The organism is Synechococcus sp. O70.2, assembly GCF_047462135.1.
In the GTDB taxonomy this organism is placed as follows: domain Bacteria; phylum Cyanobacteriota; class Cyanobacteriia; order Thermostichales; family Thermostichaceae; genus Thermostichus.
On sequence record NZ_JANSIS010000002.1, the window covers coordinates 293,951 to 309,742 of the forward strand.

Annotated in this window: 20 protein-coding genes; 9 read left to right on the forward strand and 11 right to left on the reverse strand. The window is 57.4% G+C overall.

The window, feature by feature from the left end:
- Nucleotides 1–83 precede the first annotated feature (83 nt).
- A complete protein-coding gene (locus NW812_RS04005) occupies nt 84–1,334 on the forward strand; it encodes a 4-hydroxy-3-methylbut-2-enyl diphosphate reductase (RefSeq protein WP_414394257.1) in 1,251 nt (416 codons plus the stop codon).
- Nucleotides 1,335–1,339: 5 nt separating this feature from the next.
- Nucleotides 1,340–2,302 (forward strand): AEC family transporter, encoded by a 963-nt coding sequence (locus NW812_RS04010; protein ID WP_414394259.1) that lies wholly within the window; start codon nt 1,340–1,342, stop codon nt 2,300–2,302.
- Here the strand turns inward: NW812_RS04010 and NW812_RS04015 are convergent.
- Together NW812_RS04015 and NW812_RS04020 are read right to left on the reverse strand one after the other, a co-directional pair.
- Complete coding sequence (locus tag NW812_RS04015) at nt 2,299–2,493, reverse strand: hypothetical protein (RefSeq protein WP_414394261.1); 195 nt, start codon at nt 2,491–2,493, stop codon at nt 2,299–2,301. The genes NW812_RS04010 and NW812_RS04015 overlap by 4 nt on opposite strands.
- Before the next feature lie 30 nt (nt 2,494–2,523).
- A complete protein-coding gene (locus NW812_RS04020) occupies nt 2,524–4,089 on the reverse strand; it encodes a hypothetical protein (RefSeq protein WP_414394263.1) in 1,566 nt (521 codons plus the stop codon).
- Nucleotides 4,090–4,170: 81 nt separating this feature from the next.
- Here NW812_RS04020 and NW812_RS04025 point away from each other — a divergent pair, with 81 nt between their 5' ends.
- Nucleotides 4,171–5,169, forward strand: coding sequence for a YgfZ/GcvT domain-containing protein (locus NW812_RS04025; RefSeq protein WP_414394265.1), 999 nt, complete (start codon nt 4,171–4,173; stop codon nt 5,167–5,169).
- A 1-nt stretch (nt 5,170) separates the two neighbouring features.
- Here the strand turns inward: NW812_RS04025 and NW812_RS04030 are convergent, their stop codons facing one another.
- The 8 genes from NW812_RS04030 to NW812_RS04065 form a co-directional block, all read right to left on the reverse strand.
- Entirely contained in the window at nt 5,171–5,425 is a 255-nt protein-coding gene (locus NW812_RS04030) for an HNH endonuclease (protein ID WP_414394267.1), read from the reverse strand.
- Between the two features lie 12 nt (nt 5,426–5,437).
- Nucleotides 5,438–5,791, reverse strand: coding sequence for a KGK domain-containing protein (locus NW812_RS04035; RefSeq protein WP_414394269.1), 354 nt, complete (start codon nt 5,789–5,791; stop codon nt 5,438–5,440).
- Between the two features lie 29 nt (nt 5,792–5,820).
- Nucleotides 5,821–6,189 carry a KGK domain-containing protein gene (locus NW812_RS04040; protein ID WP_414394271.1) on the reverse strand — a complete coding sequence of 123 codons (369 nt, stop codon included), beginning with the start codon at nt 6,187–6,189 and terminating at the stop codon, nt 5,821–5,823.
- 34 nt (nt 6,190–6,223) lie between these two features.
- On the reverse strand, nt 6,224–6,364 hold the full coding sequence (locus NW812_RS04045) for a KGK domain-containing protein (protein WP_414394273.1): 141 nt from the start codon (nt 6,362–6,364) through the stop codon (nt 6,224–6,226).
- Between the two features lie 215 nt (nt 6,365–6,579).
- The gene (locus tag NW812_RS04050) at nt 6,580–9,102 is read right to left on the reverse strand and encodes a dynamin family protein (RefSeq protein ID WP_414394275.1); all 2,523 of its coding nucleotides are present in this window, start codon (nt 9,100–9,102) and stop codon (nt 6,580–6,582) included.
- 134 nt (nt 9,103–9,236) lie between these two features.
- Complete coding sequence (locus NW812_RS04055) at nt 9,237–9,896, reverse strand: SDR family oxidoreductase (RefSeq protein ID WP_414394277.1); 660 nt, start codon at nt 9,894–9,896, stop codon at nt 9,237–9,239.
- Between the two features lie 175 nt (nt 9,897–10,071).
- Nucleotides 10,072–10,611, reverse strand: a complete 540-nt coding sequence (locus NW812_RS04060) for a CsgG/HfaB family protein (RefSeq protein ID WP_414394278.1) — start codon at nt 10,609–10,611, stop codon at nt 10,072–10,074.
- 26 nt (nt 10,612–10,637) lie between these two features.
- Nucleotides 10,638–11,213 carry a CsgG/HfaB family protein gene (locus NW812_RS04065; protein WP_414394280.1) on the reverse strand — a complete coding sequence of 192 codons (576 nt, stop codon included), beginning with the start codon at nt 11,211–11,213 and terminating at the stop codon, nt 10,638–10,640.
- Nucleotides 11,214–11,375: 162 nt separating this feature from the next.
- On the opposite strand from NW812_RS04065, the gene NW812_RS04070 reads away from it, so the two are divergent.
- The 5 genes from NW812_RS04070 (at nt 11,376) to NW812_RS04090 (ending at nt 13,857) form a co-directional block, all read left to right on the forward strand.
- Entirely contained in the window at nt 11,376–11,558 is a 183-nt protein-coding gene (locus NW812_RS04070) for a 50S ribosomal protein L32 (RefSeq protein WP_414394282.1), read from the forward strand.
- A gap of 102 nt (nt 11,559–11,660) precedes the next feature.
- Nucleotides 11,661–12,077, forward strand: coding sequence for a J domain-containing protein (locus NW812_RS04075; RefSeq protein ID WP_414394284.1), 417 nt, complete (start codon nt 11,661–11,663; stop codon nt 12,075–12,077).
- Between the two features lie 88 nt (nt 12,078–12,165).
- Nucleotides 12,166–12,429, forward strand: coding sequence for a DUF3143 domain-containing protein (locus tag NW812_RS04080; protein WP_414394285.1), 264 nt, complete (start codon nt 12,166–12,168; stop codon nt 12,427–12,429).
- Between the two features lie 6 nt (nt 12,430–12,435).
- Complete coding sequence (gene gloB / locus NW812_RS04085; RefSeq protein ID WP_414394287.1) at nt 12,436–13,194, forward strand: hydroxyacylglutathione hydrolase; 759 nt, start codon at nt 12,436–12,438, stop codon at nt 13,192–13,194.
- Nucleotides 13,195–13,326: 132 nt separating this feature from the next.
- Nucleotides 13,327–13,857 (forward strand): hypothetical protein, encoded by a 531-nt coding sequence (locus NW812_RS04090; RefSeq protein ID WP_414394289.1) that lies wholly within the window; start codon nt 13,327–13,329, stop codon nt 13,855–13,857.
- On the opposite strand, the gene NW812_RS04095 is transcribed toward NW812_RS04090, so the two are convergent.
- Entirely contained in the window at nt 13,854–14,450 is a 597-nt protein-coding gene (locus NW812_RS04095; RefSeq protein WP_414394291.1) for a chromophore lyase CpcT/CpeT, read from the reverse strand. The genes NW812_RS04090 and NW812_RS04095 overlap by 4 nt on opposite strands.
- Before the next feature lie 136 nt (nt 14,451–14,586).
- On the opposite strand from NW812_RS04095, the gene rlmN reads away from it, so the two are divergent.
- Complete coding sequence (gene rlmN, locus NW812_RS04100) at nt 14,587–15,669, forward strand: 23S rRNA (adenine(2503)-C(2))-methyltransferase RlmN (RefSeq protein ID WP_414394293.1); 1,083 nt, start codon at nt 14,587–14,589, stop codon at nt 15,667–15,669.
- Nucleotides 15,670–15,792 lie beyond the last annotated feature (123 nt).

Consider the following 15,792-nt stretch of genomic DNA (forward strand, 5'->3'; position numbering starts at 1 on the left):
CCGCTGCTGGAATGGCCCGCACCCCCAAGAGAGGACGTAAGCTGAGAGAGTGTTCTCAGCAGTGCCTAGCCGAGGTGACAGCCATGCCTCATTCAGATCCGCGCGCCCTGCGCAAAGCCCTGCGCAGCTCCAGCACCTACTCTGCTAAAGGATTCGAAGAGTACAAGGATCAGGCCCAACGGGAGCTGCAGACTACTTACAAAAGCCGCCTAGTGGAGCAGATTCGCGCCCAGTCTTACCGCTATCAGCGGGGGGATATCACCATCCATCTAGCCAAAGCGTTTGGCTTTTGCTGGGGAGTGGAGCGGGCGCTAGAGTATGCCTACGAAGCTCGGCACCGCTTTCCCGATCGCCAAATCTGGATCACCAACGAGATCATCCACAACCCCCTGGTCAACCGGCACCTGCAGGAGATGGGGATCCGCTTCGTGGAGAAAGGCCCAGACGGCAAGAAAGACTTTTCCCAAATCCGGCCGGAAGATGTGGTCATTTGGCCCGCCTTTGGGGCAAGTGTCTCGGAAATGGAGTTTTTCCGCTCCCAGGGCAACGAGATTGTCGATACCACCTGTCCCTGGGTCTCTCGCGTTTGGAACCAGGTGGACAAGCACCGGGCTGCCCAGTTTACCTCCATCATCCACGGCAAGTACGACCACGAAGAGACCGTGGCCACCAGCTCCTTTGCTGAAAAATATCTGGTGGTGCTGAACCTAGAAGAAGCCGAATGGGTTGCCCGCTACATCTTAGAAGGCGGGGACCCAGAAGAGTTTCGGCGGCGCTTTGGCAAGGCTACCTCCCCCAACTTTGATCCGGATCGGGATCTGGAGCGGATTGGCATCGCCAACCAGACGACGATGCTCGAGGAGGAAACCCGTGCCATAGCCAAGCTGTTTGAGATCACGATGCTGCGCAAGTATGGCCCCCAGGAGCTGGACAAGCACTTCATGAGCTTCAACACCATCTGCAACGCCACCCAAGAGCGGCAGGACGCCATGTTTGAGCTGCTGGAGCGGCCTTTGGATGTCGTGGTGGTCATTGGCGGGTTCAATTCCTCCAACACGACCCACCTGCAGGAAATTGCCCTCTCGAAAGGGCTGCCCTCTTACCATATTGACGGCCCCGACTGCATCCAACCGCCCAACCGCATCCGCCACAAGCCCCTCCACCAAGACCCAATCGTTACAGAAGGGTGGCTGCCCGACGGGCCAGTGCAGATTGGTATTACCTCCGGTGCCTCCACCCCCGACCGCGTCGTGGAGGAGGTGATCCTGCGCATCTTTGCCCTGCGCGAACAGCCGCAGACCCCTCCGCAGGGATCCCTTCCCCTTGGCTTCTAGAAGGCGTGCTCACCACTCTTTTTCAGGTCTACCTCCCCCTGCTGGGCTGGACGCTGCTGGGGTTTGTCCTGCAGAGAGGGCTACCTCCCCCCTGGCGCCATTGGCTAAATCCCCAAGCGCTGGGCCGCTTCATGTTTTGGGTGGGGGTTCCCCTGGGCACCCTTGGGTTTATGCAGACGGCGGACCTCTCTGGCCAGCTCTGGGCGGCCCCTTTGGTCTGCTGGCTGGCCACAGGGCTAGGGTATGCCCTGGCCAGTGCCTGGCTGCAGTGGCAGCACCACACCTGGCAGGGGAAGAAAGAGTGGGATCCCTGGCTTTGGAGCAGAGCCCGGCGAGGCAGCTTTTACCTAACAGCCACCCTGGGAAATACGGGTTATTTGGGCTACCCCATCTGCTTAGCAGTGGGCGGGAGCGCCTACTTTGGCTGGGCTTTGTTTTACGACCTGTTGGGCACCCTCTTGACCGCCTACGGTCTGGGAGTCTGGGTTGCCAGCCGCTACAGCGCTTCCTTCACCCCTCCCTGGCAGGCCACGCTCCGCGTCCTAAGCAGTCCCACTCTCTGGTCTTTCTTTGTCGGCCTGGCAATGGCTCGCCACCCTCTCCCAGAATGGCTAGCCCAAGGGCTCACTGCCTTTGCCTGGAGCACGATTCCCCTGAGCTTAATCCTTTTGGGCATACGGCTAGCCCAGGTGCCGCACTGGGGATCCCTTCGCCCCGCCGCCGTGGCCCTCTTCATCAAACTTGTGGCCGTTCCCCTTTTGGTAGGCTTGGGGTTAGCCTTGACTCCCTATCCTCCTTTGGCCAAGCTGGTGTTGGTCTTGCAGACGGGTATGCCCCCTGCTGTTGCCACCCTGGTGCTTGCGGAAGAATACGACTTGGATCGCGAGCTAACGGCAACAACTCTAGCCGTAGGCTACGTGGCAGCCTTGCTGACTTTGCCGTTCTGGTTGCTGCTGTGGGGATCCTAGTAGGCCAAGTGCGACAGAGCCTGCTCCAGGTAACGATGCACTAGGCGATCCAACTCAGCCTCCTCCTTGGGCAACTCCTGCCCCTCCAGCCATCCCTGGAAGCCTGAGCTTTCCACGATGGCCTGCCGCAACGACTTCCAAACTGCTTGCAGGTGCGGTGCTGGATTGGGGCTGAGAGCAGGACTGGTCATGATCCCCGCCAAACAAGGTTAGCGCTAATCCTAGGATAGCCCAGATCCGGCTTGGCTTTGGTTAAACAATTGGCTGGGCTGCTGGATGCGCAGAGTTGGCCCCAAGGCATTGAGAAGGGCAACGCCGTAGCTGCGGGCAATGATGCGGCTATCCAGAATCGCCACCCAGCGTTGGGGCAAGCCAGTGGCCTCAGCTACTTCGGATCCCTGCCGCAAGGGGGCGACGGCTCGCTGCAGTTGACTGGCTGCTACTGGCAAAAGGTATTGGCGAAACCAGTCCTGCCGACTGCGCTGCAGATACTGCACTCGCGCGGCCACCCTGGGATCTTCCATCGAGGGAAACGGCAGGGTGGCAATGGCCAGCAGTTCCGGGCAAGGTAGGCTAGCCTTGTGCTGCAGCCAGTAGGACCAGTCGCAGACCAAGATGCCCTTTTCTCCTCGAAAGGGGCTATTCACCCGTACCCGCGAGCCAAACTCAGCGGCCAAAGCAGCTCCGACCTGCACCTGGAGGGGTTGATCCGAAACCAGCACCACCACAAAGCCCTGCGCCTTTGCAATCAGGCTCTTTAGCTCCTGCAGCAAGTGTTCCCGGAACAGAGGACTGTTGGGCAAGGGCAGCCACGGCAAATAGAGAGCCAAACTGGGCAGGGGCTCCCCCCCGGAGCGGATCCATTCTTCGCCTGAGCTAAAGCGTAGGGGCGTCAAATCCGGTAAGCCTAAGCGCCAGCGGTAGCTCTCTGCCTGCCGATCCAAATCCAGCGCCTCGCCGATAATTACCACGGGTTGGGTAGCCCAGATGGGCGCTAGCCATTCGTGCAAAGCCACCGGGCTGTGGTAAAGCGTGAGGCGGCCGGTCTCGCGATTGGTTTCCGCCCACCAGACCCAACGGGAAGCGGGATCCCCTTCGGCCCCAAGCCGCCGGCGGAGCTGATCCCAAGGATCCGGCAGCCAGCCGCGGTAGCTGGCCACCAGGGACAGCGCTACCTCCAGGTGAACCTGTTCGTCTGCCTGAACTAAGCAGCGGGAAAGGGGCCGTCGCAAAAGCTGTAGAGCCAACTGAACCTGGGCCTGGGAGATTCGCTCAGCCTCAGCAGGAAAGATCTGCCGCAGTTGCTGCCAGTGGTTGGCTTCGATGGTTAGGGTCAGCGCTTGGTAGGCCCACTCCTCCAGGTCTTCGGCGCCGTCCAAGATCAACGGGATCCCGGTTGGCATCTCTGCTCCCCTCAAGCGCGCCTGCAGCCAATCCAGGGGATCGACCAACAGCAGCCCTTGAAAGTCGGCATCTGGCCAGCGATCCTTTTGCAAAACCGGTTTGTGCAACTGCAAAGTCTGCTGCAGCCAGGGGATCTCCTCCCCCAGAATTTGCGCCTGCACAGACGCTGGGGCACACAGCAAGGTACCATGGGGCCACATCAAAGCCGGCAGCAGATAGCTGAGGCGGTGCTGACCCCCGCTCGGCACCTGGATCAAGGTGCTGCGCCCTAGCCGCAATCCCCGGGCCACCATGCGGGCCATCGTCAACTGATGGGGCCACCCGGCATCGGGAAGCTGCCGCAAGAGCTGGCGCAACTGTTGGTGGACTTCAACCTCGATCACAGGGATCCGCCACAGACGCTCAGGTGAACTAGCCTATTCTAAGGTGGGGAAGAAAACCAAACGACACCTCTAGAGTGAGCGATGTCGGGTGTTTCTGAGGTTCCCACGCCCTCGTCCCTGCTTGGAGCCGCCCAGGCGGGATCCCTGCTTTTGGATCGCTCTGCGTGGGGCCGCTTGCGGATACAGGGATCCGCCGCCCTGGATTACTTGCACAGCCAGAGCACTCAGGATCTCAAGGCTCTTAAACCTGGCCAGGGGGCAGATACCGTGTTTGTTACCCCCACAGCAGGGATCATAGACCTGGCGACGGTCTACGTGGAAGAGGAGGCCTGCTGGATTTGGACTTCGCCGCAGCGACGTCGCCTCTTACTGCAGAGCTTGGGACGCCTGTTGCCCTTCGTGCGCGGGGCCCAAATAGCTGATGCAACCGACCAGACTTTTGCCTTTGGGTTAATTGGCCCGCAGAGCCAGCGCCTCCTCGAGAAGGTGGTGACCTCAGAAGGGATCCCGAAAAAGCTATACGAGCACCGCCAGGTGGAGATTCAAGGGATCCCTGTCCATTTGGCTTGTGGCAGCGGCCTTGCCCAGCCGGGATTTACCCTCTGGGGGGCCAGCGAACACAAAGCCGCCCTTGCTAGCTGCCTGCAGCAAGCTGGAGCGGAGCTGGCCTCAGCCGAACTTTGGGAAGCCCTGCGCCTGGAGGCCGGTCGCCCTGCTGCTGACCACGAGCTGACCCCCGACTACAACCCTCTGGAAGCCGGCCTATGGCACGCCGTTTCCCTCTCCAAGGGGTGCTACATTGGCCAGGAAGTCTTGGCCAAGCAGGTAACCTATAGGCGCATTCGCCAAACCCTCTGGGGGATCCGCCTCCAGGGCGAGGCCCAGCCTGGTGCCGAGATTGTGCGCCAAGGGGAAAAGATCGGTGTGCTAACCAGCGCTGGCTCCACCTCCCAAGGCTACTGGGGCTTGGGCTATGTGCGCACCAAATTCGCGCCCGCCGAAGGATGGGAGGTGGAGGTTGGTTCAACAACCGGCCTCCTCACCCGCCCGCCCTTTTTAAGCTTTCCTCCCGTTGTTTGAGCTAGAGATCGAAATGGCGGCGAAAGCGGGGATCCCACCTGTCCTTTTTGCGCTGATTGCAGAGTTTGCACAGCGTTTGCAAGTTGCTGATGTCGTTGCTGCCGCCCTGGGCAAGGGGAATGATGTGATCGACCTGAAGCTGCACCTCTGGAGGCGACTTGCCGCAACTGCGACAGCGGAAGCCATCCCTTTGGAAGACGTACTCCCGCACAGCTGGCGGGATGAGGATGCGCTGGTTCCTTCTTGTTTCCCTCATAGCGGGTCAAATCTAAGTAGCTCGCAAGTCGTCTAAAGTAGCTCGCAAGTCGTCTAGTGGAGAGGTGGCAGCGTCAATGGGAAGGCGATCGTGATCTAAGGTTTCGGAAGCCGAAGTTTGATCTCCAGGAACAAACTCTAGACAAATTTTGATCGATACTTGTCCAGAAATCCATGCTCGACCAGGTTGCATTATTCGAGAGTTAGTTCCTCTTATTTTAGAATCAAGGTGCCTGTTTATTGAATCTCTGTAGGAGACAAGAAAAGATACAATTGCTTCATGTAGAGTACTCGGGAGATAAACTTGCTTGCCGACTTGAACCACAGTTTGCGTATCGGTAGATTTGAGAAGCATTGGCTCAGCCATGGTAGGAACTCCACTCCACCTCGTCCATTTTAGGAACCTACATCTCCCCAAATGTCATCCAAAGGGGATCCACCAGTTTTCGATTCCGCCTGTTCCGCCTCAAACTCAACCACTAGCCTTAGCCTGACTCTGCCACGAGTCCACGGTGAGCCGGGGCGCAGAAGTATGGCACGAGTTCCTTCAGCGTTAATTGTTTCGCTCAAGTTAACCTGTGGAACTGAGATTTCTCTGTCGCTAAGTTTGTTATATAAGCTGGGTATGAAGCTATTGCAAACAACGTCCGAGCATATTCGAGCAAACTCCTGCAAGTAGATCGGTCGTCCTCCTATGTCGATGACAGTATTTTGGGAGGTATCTAGCCCAACAAAGCGCTCCTGAGGCTGATCATTACTTAACACTTGCCTAACCTCCCCTGCGTCTTGCTAGTCTGAGCTACTCCTCACTTTCCCGCAGGTCATCCAGAGGGGATCCACCCTGGCTCTCTGAGCCTCCATCATCCGGCTCAAAGTCCACCTCCACAGCTAGCCGCAGCCTTACTCTACCGGCTTGCCAACCCTTACTGCCTGGCAGCAAGAGATGACAATTAATCCCTTCACCAAACCAGTCAGCTCCTTCCAGCTTAGCTCTTCTTTTTTGGTTAGGGCTTCTTGGGCTGCTCTCACCAAGCTAGCAACTCTAAAAGCTTCTCGCCTGGAGACAATCCCTTTTGGGTACTGACCTAAAGGTATCGACCTAAACCCCATACTTCCAGCCGGGGATCCAAAAACAGGCCTCTCTATCTCAGGTCATCAAGTCAGATCGTCAAGGAAACTATCTAACTCTGCAAAGCTCTCCGCTGAAGATGCAGTGCTTGCAGGAGCAGACACTTGATCTGTGTTTCTCTCACTTGAGCTTTCCGAAATCTCAGTCGACTCTACAGTGGCAGAGGAATCAGGGAGAAGAATTAGGGGCAGCATCTCACGATTGAGGCCTAAAGCTTGCAGGCAGAGGTTGATCCCAGAAACAGCTCGGTTGTATTTGTCTATGTTTGCATCCAATTCTTTCAGACGCTGCTGGTTAAGGGCAATTTTTTCTTCGGCCTCCTTCCTTAAAGTTGCCTCCATAAACTGCTTCGCCTCAGGGTACTTTTGCAAAATCTCATCAGCTATCTGCCTAGCAACCGGCAACAGCTGAGTCTTGAGAGTGTTGTTGGTTTCCTGACGGAAGTTAGAACGTATTGTCTGGCTAACTTTTGGCTCAAAGTCAAGCTTGAGTAACTGCCGGATCCCAGGCTCAGCGTCTCGAATAGCAGAAATGTCGTAGGATTGGGCAGTTTGCTTCAAAACTTCGCGAAACTGGTAAATCGAGAAAGTACCCTCATCATAGAAGCGAGGACTCTCTCTCAAGTACCGGTCACACTCTTTTCGAGCACCGCTGACCAGGGAGGTGCAAACTTTGTCCTTAACCTCTAGGAGCTTCTTCTCTATTTCCCCATCAGACCCGAGCAGACGGAGTAGCTGCTTGTAGTAATCTGAGCTACGCACTCGATCGATAAGCCGGCGGAAAGAGTTCTCCACAACTGTAATGGCGGATTCAACTAGTATATCCTCTAGGTGGTTCGAGAGATAGTAGAAGGCCTCAACCAAGACAGCTAGAAATGGGGCTGTGGAGTTACGCTGATGAATACGAACAGCTTGGCTATAGGTGCCATCCACGGAGAAGGTGTCTAGAAGTTCATCCAGCCTACGCACCATCTTGGCTTGCAACTTGCGAAAATCAGATTCAAAGTCTTTATCCATGCCGTTAATAATTTCGTTAACCATAGTTTCAATGTGGTCATAAAAGTCTCTTCCTATTTTGTTTAGCTGCTGGTTGATAAGCGCTAGTTCATACTCAATCATGCCACTGACTTCCCTAGGCTGACTATCCAAGTCCCTGTAGAGATCAAGGTAAGACTTCCTAAGCTCAACACAAAGGGGCCGCAAGTCATCGGCAAGCGCTAGAAACAACTGCGGACGCTTTTCTTCTGTTAGATAACGAGTAATCCCACTACGAAACTCTTCTATGCCGCTATCCTTGATCATGTGATTAACCAAAGGCATGCCCCACTCGCTGAGGATTCGGACATAGTTATCTATAGGCGTTTCGTAGCCATGCACTAGAGGGCGAAAGGGAGTGCCAATCAGTCTTCCTGAGCTACAGTACTTGACAAACTCGATGACAAACTGAGGAGTCTGTTCCTTACTGCCCAGTTCCCTTATACTTTCTGAGAAGATCGTGTCTAAGCCAAATCTGTTCCCTCGGCCAGTTCCCTTGATCTGTGAGCAGTAGAAGCCAAGCAGGGCACTTGTCTTGAATATACGGGCTCCACGGAATTGCTGATCAATAATGGTTTCTAGCCGCTGCCTTAGCTGCGGGTTGTACCAGGTTTCATCAATGCGGTTAAACACATAAAAAACTCGGTCTCGAATGCTGCTATTACTCTGGATGCGCTCAATAAGTTCTGTTTCCTCCTTAGTTAGCTCGCCAGTTGAGGCGCATTTGAGGACACAGACAACTGCGGAAGTATCCGGGTGAGCAATTTTTTGATATGTACGTTCAGCATCTGCTCTAACTGGCGCATCAATGCCAGGAGTATCGACGATAACATTTCCGTCCTTTAGTAGAGGATGATGACAGTAGTACTCGATCTTCCGCAAAACCGCACTGTTGGCACCTCGACGGGCAAAACTTGCAGCTTCTTTTAGGTTGCCTAAGTTAAGCTGCTCCATAGAGAATACTCCGTTTTCAGTTGGGTAGATCCTGACACGGTTTTGCTGAAAACCTTCAACCAACAAGCGCAGCGCATCTGCCTGCTTTGCCCGCTCTGACTTGCTCTTGCCGCCTTCTTGTTGAACAATGGCCTCAGCTTGCTCCTTGAGGCGACTGAGTGTAGCCTCCTCTAAGCCGTTGCCACTAGGGAGCGCTAAGCCTAGGCGACTGCAGAAAGCATCCATTTGTTCTTGCACCTGCTGCTCGCTGAGGAAGGTCAGCACTACTCTTTCGGCATCAGGTTCTGCATAGGAGATGTAGCACTCGGTTCCTGTGGCGTGTCCTTCAGCGCTGTAGAGAAGCTCCCTTTCCAGCAAAGCGTTGATTAACATCGATTTACCAGCACTGAAGGCACCAGCAAACACAATCTCAAAGGTTGGAGAAATTGCTTTGCTCAGTGAAGCCTGAACCCGCTTTGTGTCTTGCTTACTTGAAAGCGTGGGATCCTGCTGCCAGAGGTTGAGAATCGCTTCAACTTGCTCTCTTAAGCTTTCACACTGAGGTGGGAGCTGCATGGTCATAGCGGGAACCTCCGAAAAGCTGGGAAGATTATAACCCGCTAGGCCTTGAGGTAAAGGCTTTCACGCTACTTTTTTCCGGTGAGACACTCACACCACGCTCGACGGCTGACGGAGGCGTTCCTGCAGTGCGGGACCTAGCCTGCTACGGCAAAAAGCTCACTCCACTCCCGCCTGGGAACACCAGGCTTAGCGATGATCTCAAAGATGCGGTCTTTCGCCGCCGGCTGAAATAAGCTTTCAACAGCCACTTGGGCTACTTTGGCGCGAGGAATGCTGCCCTCAAATAGAGTGTCTGGTGGAGAGAGGACAATGCCATCCTCATTGTCTTGGTTCTTCAGGCCCCCTGGCCGAATGATGGTGTAGGTGAGGCCGCTTTTTTGCAAGTACTCTTCGGCTTGCTTTTTCCACACCAAAATTAGCCAAAACAAATTGAGGGGGTGGAACAGCCGAGAAACACACAGGGAGGAAATTAAAACAAAGTGCTGGATCCCTTTGGCTTTGGCTACATCCACTAAGTTTTTGGTGCCCACATAGTCCACTCGGTAGGGCTGCAAGGGATCCCAACTGGGCCTGGCTCCCGTAGCACAGAGCACCACCGTGCATCCCTCCATGCCAGCCTCCAGCGTGGTCGGATCCAGCACATCCCCCACCACCACTTCCGCTTTGGGGGGCAGAACCTGAGCGGCCAACTCGCGGCTGCGCACCAACGCCCGTACCGGGATGCCGCGATCCACTAGCTCTTTGACAATACGCCGCCCCGTTTCTCCCGTAGCCCCTGCAACAAAAGCTTTCATCCTTTCCCTGCCAAGCTGCTCTGATTGCCCGTAGCTGCCCAACTTCTGGGCTAGCCTTGCTAACTATCTTCTCAGAGTTTGCCTAAACCGAGGTAACGGAAGCAGTTAAGCTTCAGGCCCAGCCTGGGAAAAAATGCTGAAAACTTTGAAAGCAACTTTAGGTTGTTTTGAAGTTTCACTTCAGGGGCTTGGCTACGTCTCCGACCTTAAAGCCGGAGCCGCTGAGGATGCGGCCAACGCTGGAGCTTGTGTCCACCTCTGTCAGTTGAATCTGCCCGGCTGGCTCGGTCAATTTACGCAAGACTGCTCCTGTGGCCGGATCCGTAACCTCGCGGACAAATCGCTCCACAGAAAGGATCAATCCCACGCGGTAGCCGTCGCGGCTGCCCTTGTTCAAAATCACCTGGTTGCCGTAGACATCGGCCACTAGGGCATCAACCGTTGGCAAAGAGCGGGGCTGGGCCGCTAAGCGTTCGGCAAAGCCGGCCAGCTGCTGGGCAATTTGCTCCACCGCCTGTTGGCTTGCTAAAACCAGCAGCTTCTCTTCATTGCTGGTGGCAGATCCGCCGCCAAAGCCGGCCACTGCAACCGTGCTATCCGACTGGCTAGCGTTGCCTTTGCCCTCAACCACGGCCAAGATCTCGGCAGTGCTGGTGCTCACCAGGCGAGCGTTGAGCTGCACGCTGGCATCGACGTCCACCGACTCAACCCCCACTGCCAGCGGAAAGTTGCCAAAAGGGGTTAGAACCGGTGCCCCACCTCCAGAAGACGCACTGCTACATCAAACTGGGTTACACTGCCGAGGATCACGGCATCGACTCCTAGGATGCGGCCCACCTGAGCAGCAGTGTTGGCGTCCAGTAGCCCAGATCGACCCAGGTTCTGCTCGGCCAAGACTGCATCTAGCCGCGAGCGCTCGATGACGGAAAAAGTGCCATCTCTCACCAGCCGATCCACCAGCAGATCGCTCACCCCACGGGCAGCCTCACGCAGGCTATAGAGAAAGCTGTAGGGATTGCTGAGGCTGCTGAAATCAAAATCCAAAACTGCAACGCGAGGGCGAGCGGTGGGTTGCGGTGCTTGTCCAACTTGGCTGGGAGCAGAGAGATTGCAGCGAATGTCTTGAGGAAATCGCCGGCAGAGGGAGGGGTTAGCAGATTGGGCGGCCGCTGGGATCCCTGTCCAACCTAAGCTGACCAGGGGGATCCCGGCCAGCAAGATGGAAAAGAGGCTGTGTATGACCGATCTCCTAAAGGAGGGTGGCCGACGTCGCCTGGCCGCCTGTTTCCAGAATACCGATTCCAAGGCTGTTGGCAAAAGGGATTGGGAAGGTTTGCGTAGAAGAGTTGACAGATCTCAACAGCTAAGATTGGGCGGAGGTGCTTGCCCTTGGGGAGTTGCCGGAAAAAGCTTGACCCGCCTGGGATCGAGGGTGCAAGCCCAGTGCTAGCCTAGTAAAGCTGTGCTTTTGTACAAGCTATGCCTGTTCCTAAGAAGAAAACCTCTAAAGCTCGCAGTCGCAGGCGGTATGCTGTTTGGCTAGCCAAAGCCAAGATCCACGCCCAGCGAGCGATGACCATTGGGCGCGCCATTCTCAGCGGTCGCAACACCAGTTTCTACTACCCCAAAGCCAAGTCTGAAGAGGAGGAGGGAGAAGAATAGAGGCTGGCAGGGGGGATCCCCATAGCTCAAAGAGTGGTTTACATTAAGGTCAAGCTCTCCTAGGAGCCATTCTGTTGCCCCTAGTCTTGCCCAGCAACTTGCATGCGCTCGTTGAGCTCTCTGACCTACTACCAGCGGCTGGGCCTGTCCCCAGGAGCCTCTCCTGAAGCAATTCGGCGGGCCTACCGGCAGTTGAGCAAGCGCTACCACCCTGACACCTCTCCTCTGGCGCCGGAGGTGGCGCTTCGCTGCTTCCAAGAGTTGCAGGAAGCCTACCTTGTTCTCAGCAACCCTGCCAAGCGGGCTATCTACGATGCAAGCCTCCAGGCAATGAGGGCCAAGGCGGGATCGCTCGAGCAAAGAGGCTCGCGGGAGGCAGAGGCCCTTGAGCTGCCCATGGAAACCCGACCGCTTTCTGCTGGTGAGCTCTGTGCCCTGCTGCTGATGGCTGCTACTTTTGTGCTCTGCCTAGTGTTGGCAGGCGTTTTGGCTTGGCTGCGGGAGGGGAGAGTGGGCTAACTGGGCTGCCCAGCCGCGGGAGGCCAGGGAATGCTGGGCATCTAAAGTGCTTGAATAGAGTAGCGGGGGTAGCTTTTGCCATCTCGCCATGCCTTTGCCGCCTGAAACCACACCTCTGTACAATCACTCGCTCCCCTCGATCGAACAGTGGCTGGAGGAGCAGGGTTGTACTCGAGATCCCCAGGATGTGGAGCAGTGGTTTTGCGAACGACCTGGCTGGAAAGCTTGCCTGCGCTTGGAAGAAACTAGCATTTGGGTGCGCTACACCTACCCCAACGGCAACACCAAGACTTTGTCTTTCCCCTACTCCCTCAGCCGCAAGGATGTAGAACGGGCCATTTTCGAGGAGTAAGTGGCCATGCGCATTCTGCAACTGCCTGCCCTGCGCGACAATTACATCTACCTCCTCTACGATCCCGAAACGGCAACGGCGGCGGTGGTGGATCCGGCAGTGGCCGAGCCGGTGCTGGATAAACTGGCTGAGCTGGGGGCGGAGTTGGTAGCTATCTTCAACACCCACCACCACCACGACCATGTGGGGGGGAACCGGCAGCTCTTGGAGCGCTATCCTCGTGCGGCTGTCTACGGCAGCCAGGCGGATCGGGGACGGATCCCTGGACAGACGGTGGAGCTCAGGGCAGGAGAGACAGTGGAGTTTGCAGGCCGGCAGGCGACGGTGCTGTTTGTGCCCGGTCACACCCGGGGACATGTTGCCTACTACTTCCCTGAGAGCGGGGATCTCTTCTGTGGCGATACCCTGTTTGCGGGGGGATGCGGGCGACTCTTTGAGGGCACTCCAGAGCAGATGGTGGGATCCCTGGATCAGCTACGGCAGTTGCCGGAAGCCACGCGGGTGTGGTGTGCCCACGAATACACCTTGAACAATCTCAGATTTGCCCTGACGGTGGACGGGGACAACCCTGACCTGCAGGCGCGCTATCAGCAGGTGGCGGCCCTGCGCCAAGCGGGATCCCCAACTGTGCCCAGCACCATCGGCGAAGAGCGCCGCACCAACCCCTTCCTGCGCTGGGATCAGCCGGCTTTGCAAGCGGCCACCGGAGTTCTAGATCCGGTGCAGGTTTTTGCTCGGCTGCGAGGCATGAAGGATCAGTTCTAGGGCGTGCCGAACGCGAACGGGGCCAAGCTGTGCTCGGGATCCTTTCTGACTGGCCAGCGCCACCCACCTTTCTGCAAGAGGAATGCCCCTCAATGGAGAGGGGAGACGTCACGCCCTAGGCTGGGAGTGTCTATGACCTTCCCCATTTCGCCTTTGATCCGCTTCTCGGTGCAAGCCCTGTACTGGGCACTAGTCTTGCCCCTACCTCTTCTGCTGGCCCGCCAAGGCACGCCTCTAGCGCAGGGAGCTCTGCTGGCAGCCCTGCTGCTGGGCTGGGGGCTACTCCTGGGATCCCTGAGCCAACAGATCCAGGTGGACGCGGTGGGCATGCGGGCCACCTACCCCGCCTGGGTGCCGCCCTTTGTGCGGCAGGAGTGGCAGATCCGCTGGGCAGAGGTCGAGCACCTTGAACCCCGCTCCACTAGCCAAGGAGGTCTGGTGTACTACCTGGTCAGCCGCAGTGGGGATCGCGTCCTTTTGCCCATGCGGGTGAGCCGCTTCCGGGAACTGGTAGCGCTGGTGCAGCGCCATACGGGACTGGAAATTGACGGGCTGCGCCCCTATGTCCAGCCTTGGATGTACGCCCTGCTGGGCGGCTTTGCCCTGCTGCTACTCCTTTGGGATGGGATCATCGCCTTCTGGATTTGGACGGCACCTAGCTAGCTCCAGCGGGGCAAGTAGCAGGAAAAATCCTGTTTTTTAACAAACCGAAAGGGGCCCGAAAGGGATCCCCAGACCACTTGATCCGTTTCGGGGTCACGGCCCTGATCCAGGCTGTGGAAGTAGTCGGCTCCAATCTCGAACTCGCTGTACAGGTAGGTGGTTCTGCCTTTGCGCTCGACAATACAGCCTTTGCCGGGCACGCTGCGGCCCCGGTAGCAGGATCCCGTCCATTCCACCTGAATCACACAGCCGGGCAAGAGTTCCAGCTCGGCCGCCGTCAGGTTGGCCAGTTTTCCCGGATCTCGGCCAGCACATTTGTAGAGCTCAGGGGATCCCAAGGCGTAGTTTTGGATGCGGATCCCCTCCGGCGTCTCGAAAAGGTGGATGACCCGCTGGCGGTAGGGCTGGTCGGGGTAGATGTCATACAGTTGCTCCACGTAAAACCCTATCCCCTGAAACACCGACCACGGCAGAGGGCACTGGTAGACGTGAATGTTGGCAAACCAGACCGGCTCAGCCATGGCCTGCTGCTGATTGTTGAAGTGGCCGGCCATCCACGTAGCCAGTTGTGCCAGTTGCGGCGAGACCGACATAGCGCAAGCCAAAGTCCTAGTCGTGCAAGGGCAAACTCATTATCCAAGACCCTAGCCCCGGCTGCCAAAGCAAGCCTTTGGGGCTTCAAGCTAGAGTGGAAGAACCCAACTTTTGGGATCTGTTGCCCACTGGCCTATGTCCGCCCCACCGCTTCCCTTGCTTGGGCAATCCCTAGCTGCCTTGAAAGACTGGGCAGTTGCCCAGGGGCAGCCGGCCTACCGCGGGCAACAACTGCACACTTGGCTCTACCAAAAAGGGATCCGCTCCCTACAGGAGGTGACGGTTTTCCCCAAGGCCTGGCGCGAGGCGCTGGGGGATTACCCAGTGGGGCGCTCCCAGGTGGTGCAGCGGACGGAGACCCGCGACGGCACGGTTAAGTTGCTGCTGCAGCTAGCGGATGGGGAGTTGATCGAGACGGTGGGGATCCCGACCGCCAAACGGCTGACCGTCTGCGTCTCCTCCCAGGTGGGCTGCCCCATGGCCTGCGACTTCTGCGCCACCGGCAAGATGGGCTACCGGCGCAACCTCAAGCTGCACGAAATCCTGGATCAGGTGTTAACGGTGCAGGAAGACTTTGGCCGGCGCGTCAGCCACGTGGTTTTCATGGGCATGGGGGAGCCCCTGCTCAACCGCGACACCGTGGTGCAGGCCATTCGCAGCCTCAATCAGGATATTGGCATCGGCCAGCGGCACATCACCCTCTCGACAGTGGGCGTGCCCCGGCAGATCCCCTGGCTGGCCCAGCAAAAGCTGCAGATTACCTTGGCCGTCAGCCTGCATGCCCCCAACCAGGAGCTGCGGCAACAGCTGATCCCTTCCGCAGCCCACTATCCCCTGGAGGCTTTGATCCGGGACTGCCGCGACTACATGCTGAGCACGGGACGGCGGGTTAGCTTTGAGTATACGCTTATAGCCGGGGTCAACGACCTGCCCATCCATGCCCGTCAATTGGCCCACCTGCTGCGCCAGGCCAGCCAGTCGGGGGCACGCCTACACGTCAACCTGATCCCGTACAACCCCATCGCCGAGGCCAACTATCAGCGCCCTCACCCGGCGCGGGTGGCGGAGTTCGTCCGCCTGCTAGAGGAACACCACGTCCAGGCCAGCGTGCGCCAGACCCGTGGCCTAGATGGCAACGCTGCCTGCGGTCAGCTGCGGGGATCCTTCTTGCACCCCTCCAGCTTGCCTTCCCCTGAGCCGGCCCTTGGCCGTTCCTAGGCGGCGCCCGCAGGTTCAAGGCTTTTTGCAGTTGCTGCCGGCGGGGCAGAAAGTAGCCGGACGCGAAAATGGGTCCATCCCTCTGCGCTGCTGACGGAGATTTGCCCCCCATGTACTCTACCA

Excerpts from the sequence above, each read along its gene's own strand:
- NW812_RS04005 (WP_414394257.1), top strand. The coding sequence starts at position 84 with ATGCCTCATTCAGATCCGCGCGCCCTGCGCAAAGCCCTGCGCAGCTCC.
- NW812_RS04015 (WP_414394261.1), bottom strand. The coding sequence starts at position 2,493 with ATGACCAGTCCTGCTCTCAGCCCCAATCCAGCACCGCACCTGCAAGCA.
- NW812_RS04025 (WP_414394265.1), top strand. The coding sequence starts at position 4,171 with ATGTCGGGTGTTTCTGAGGTTCCCACGCCCTCGTCCCTGCTTGGAGCC.
- NW812_RS04030 (WP_414394267.1), bottom strand. The coding sequence starts at position 5,425 with ATGAGGGAAACAAGAAGGAACCAGCGCATCCTCATCCCGCCAGCTGTG.
- NW812_RS04035 (WP_414394269.1), bottom strand. The coding sequence starts at position 5,791 with ATGGCTGAGCCAATGCTTCTCAAATCTACCGATACGCAAACTGTGGTT.
- NW812_RS04050 (WP_414394275.1), bottom strand. The coding sequence starts at position 9,102 with ATGACCATGCAGCTCCCACCTCAGTGTGAAAGCTTAAGAGAGCAAGTT.
- NW812_RS04055 (WP_414394277.1), bottom strand. The coding sequence starts at position 9,896 with ATGAAAGCTTTTGTTGCAGGGGCTACGGGAGAAACGGGGCGGCGTATT.
- NW812_RS04070 (WP_414394282.1), top strand. The coding sequence starts at position 11,376 with ATGCCTGTTCCTAAGAAGAAAACCTCTAAAGCTCGCAGTCGCAGGCGG.
- NW812_RS04075 (WP_414394284.1), top strand. The coding sequence starts at position 11,661 with ATGCGCTCGTTGAGCTCTCTGACCTACTACCAGCGGCTGGGCCTGTCC.
- NW812_RS04080 (WP_414394285.1), top strand. The coding sequence starts at position 12,166 with ATGCCTTTGCCGCCTGAAACCACACCTCTGTACAATCACTCGCTCCCC.
- gloB (WP_414394287.1), top strand. The coding sequence starts at position 12,436 with ATGCGCATTCTGCAACTGCCTGCCCTGCGCGACAATTACATCTACCTC.
- NW812_RS04090 (WP_414394289.1), top strand. The coding sequence starts at position 13,327 with ATGACCTTCCCCATTTCGCCTTTGATCCGCTTCTCGGTGCAAGCCCTG.
- NW812_RS04095 (WP_414394291.1), bottom strand. The coding sequence starts at position 14,450 with ATGTCGGTCTCGCCGCAACTGGCACAACTGGCTACGTGGATGGCCGGC.
- rlmN (WP_414394293.1), top strand. The coding sequence starts at position 14,587 with ATGTCCGCCCCACCGCTTCCCTTGCTTGGGCAATCCCTAGCTGCCTTG.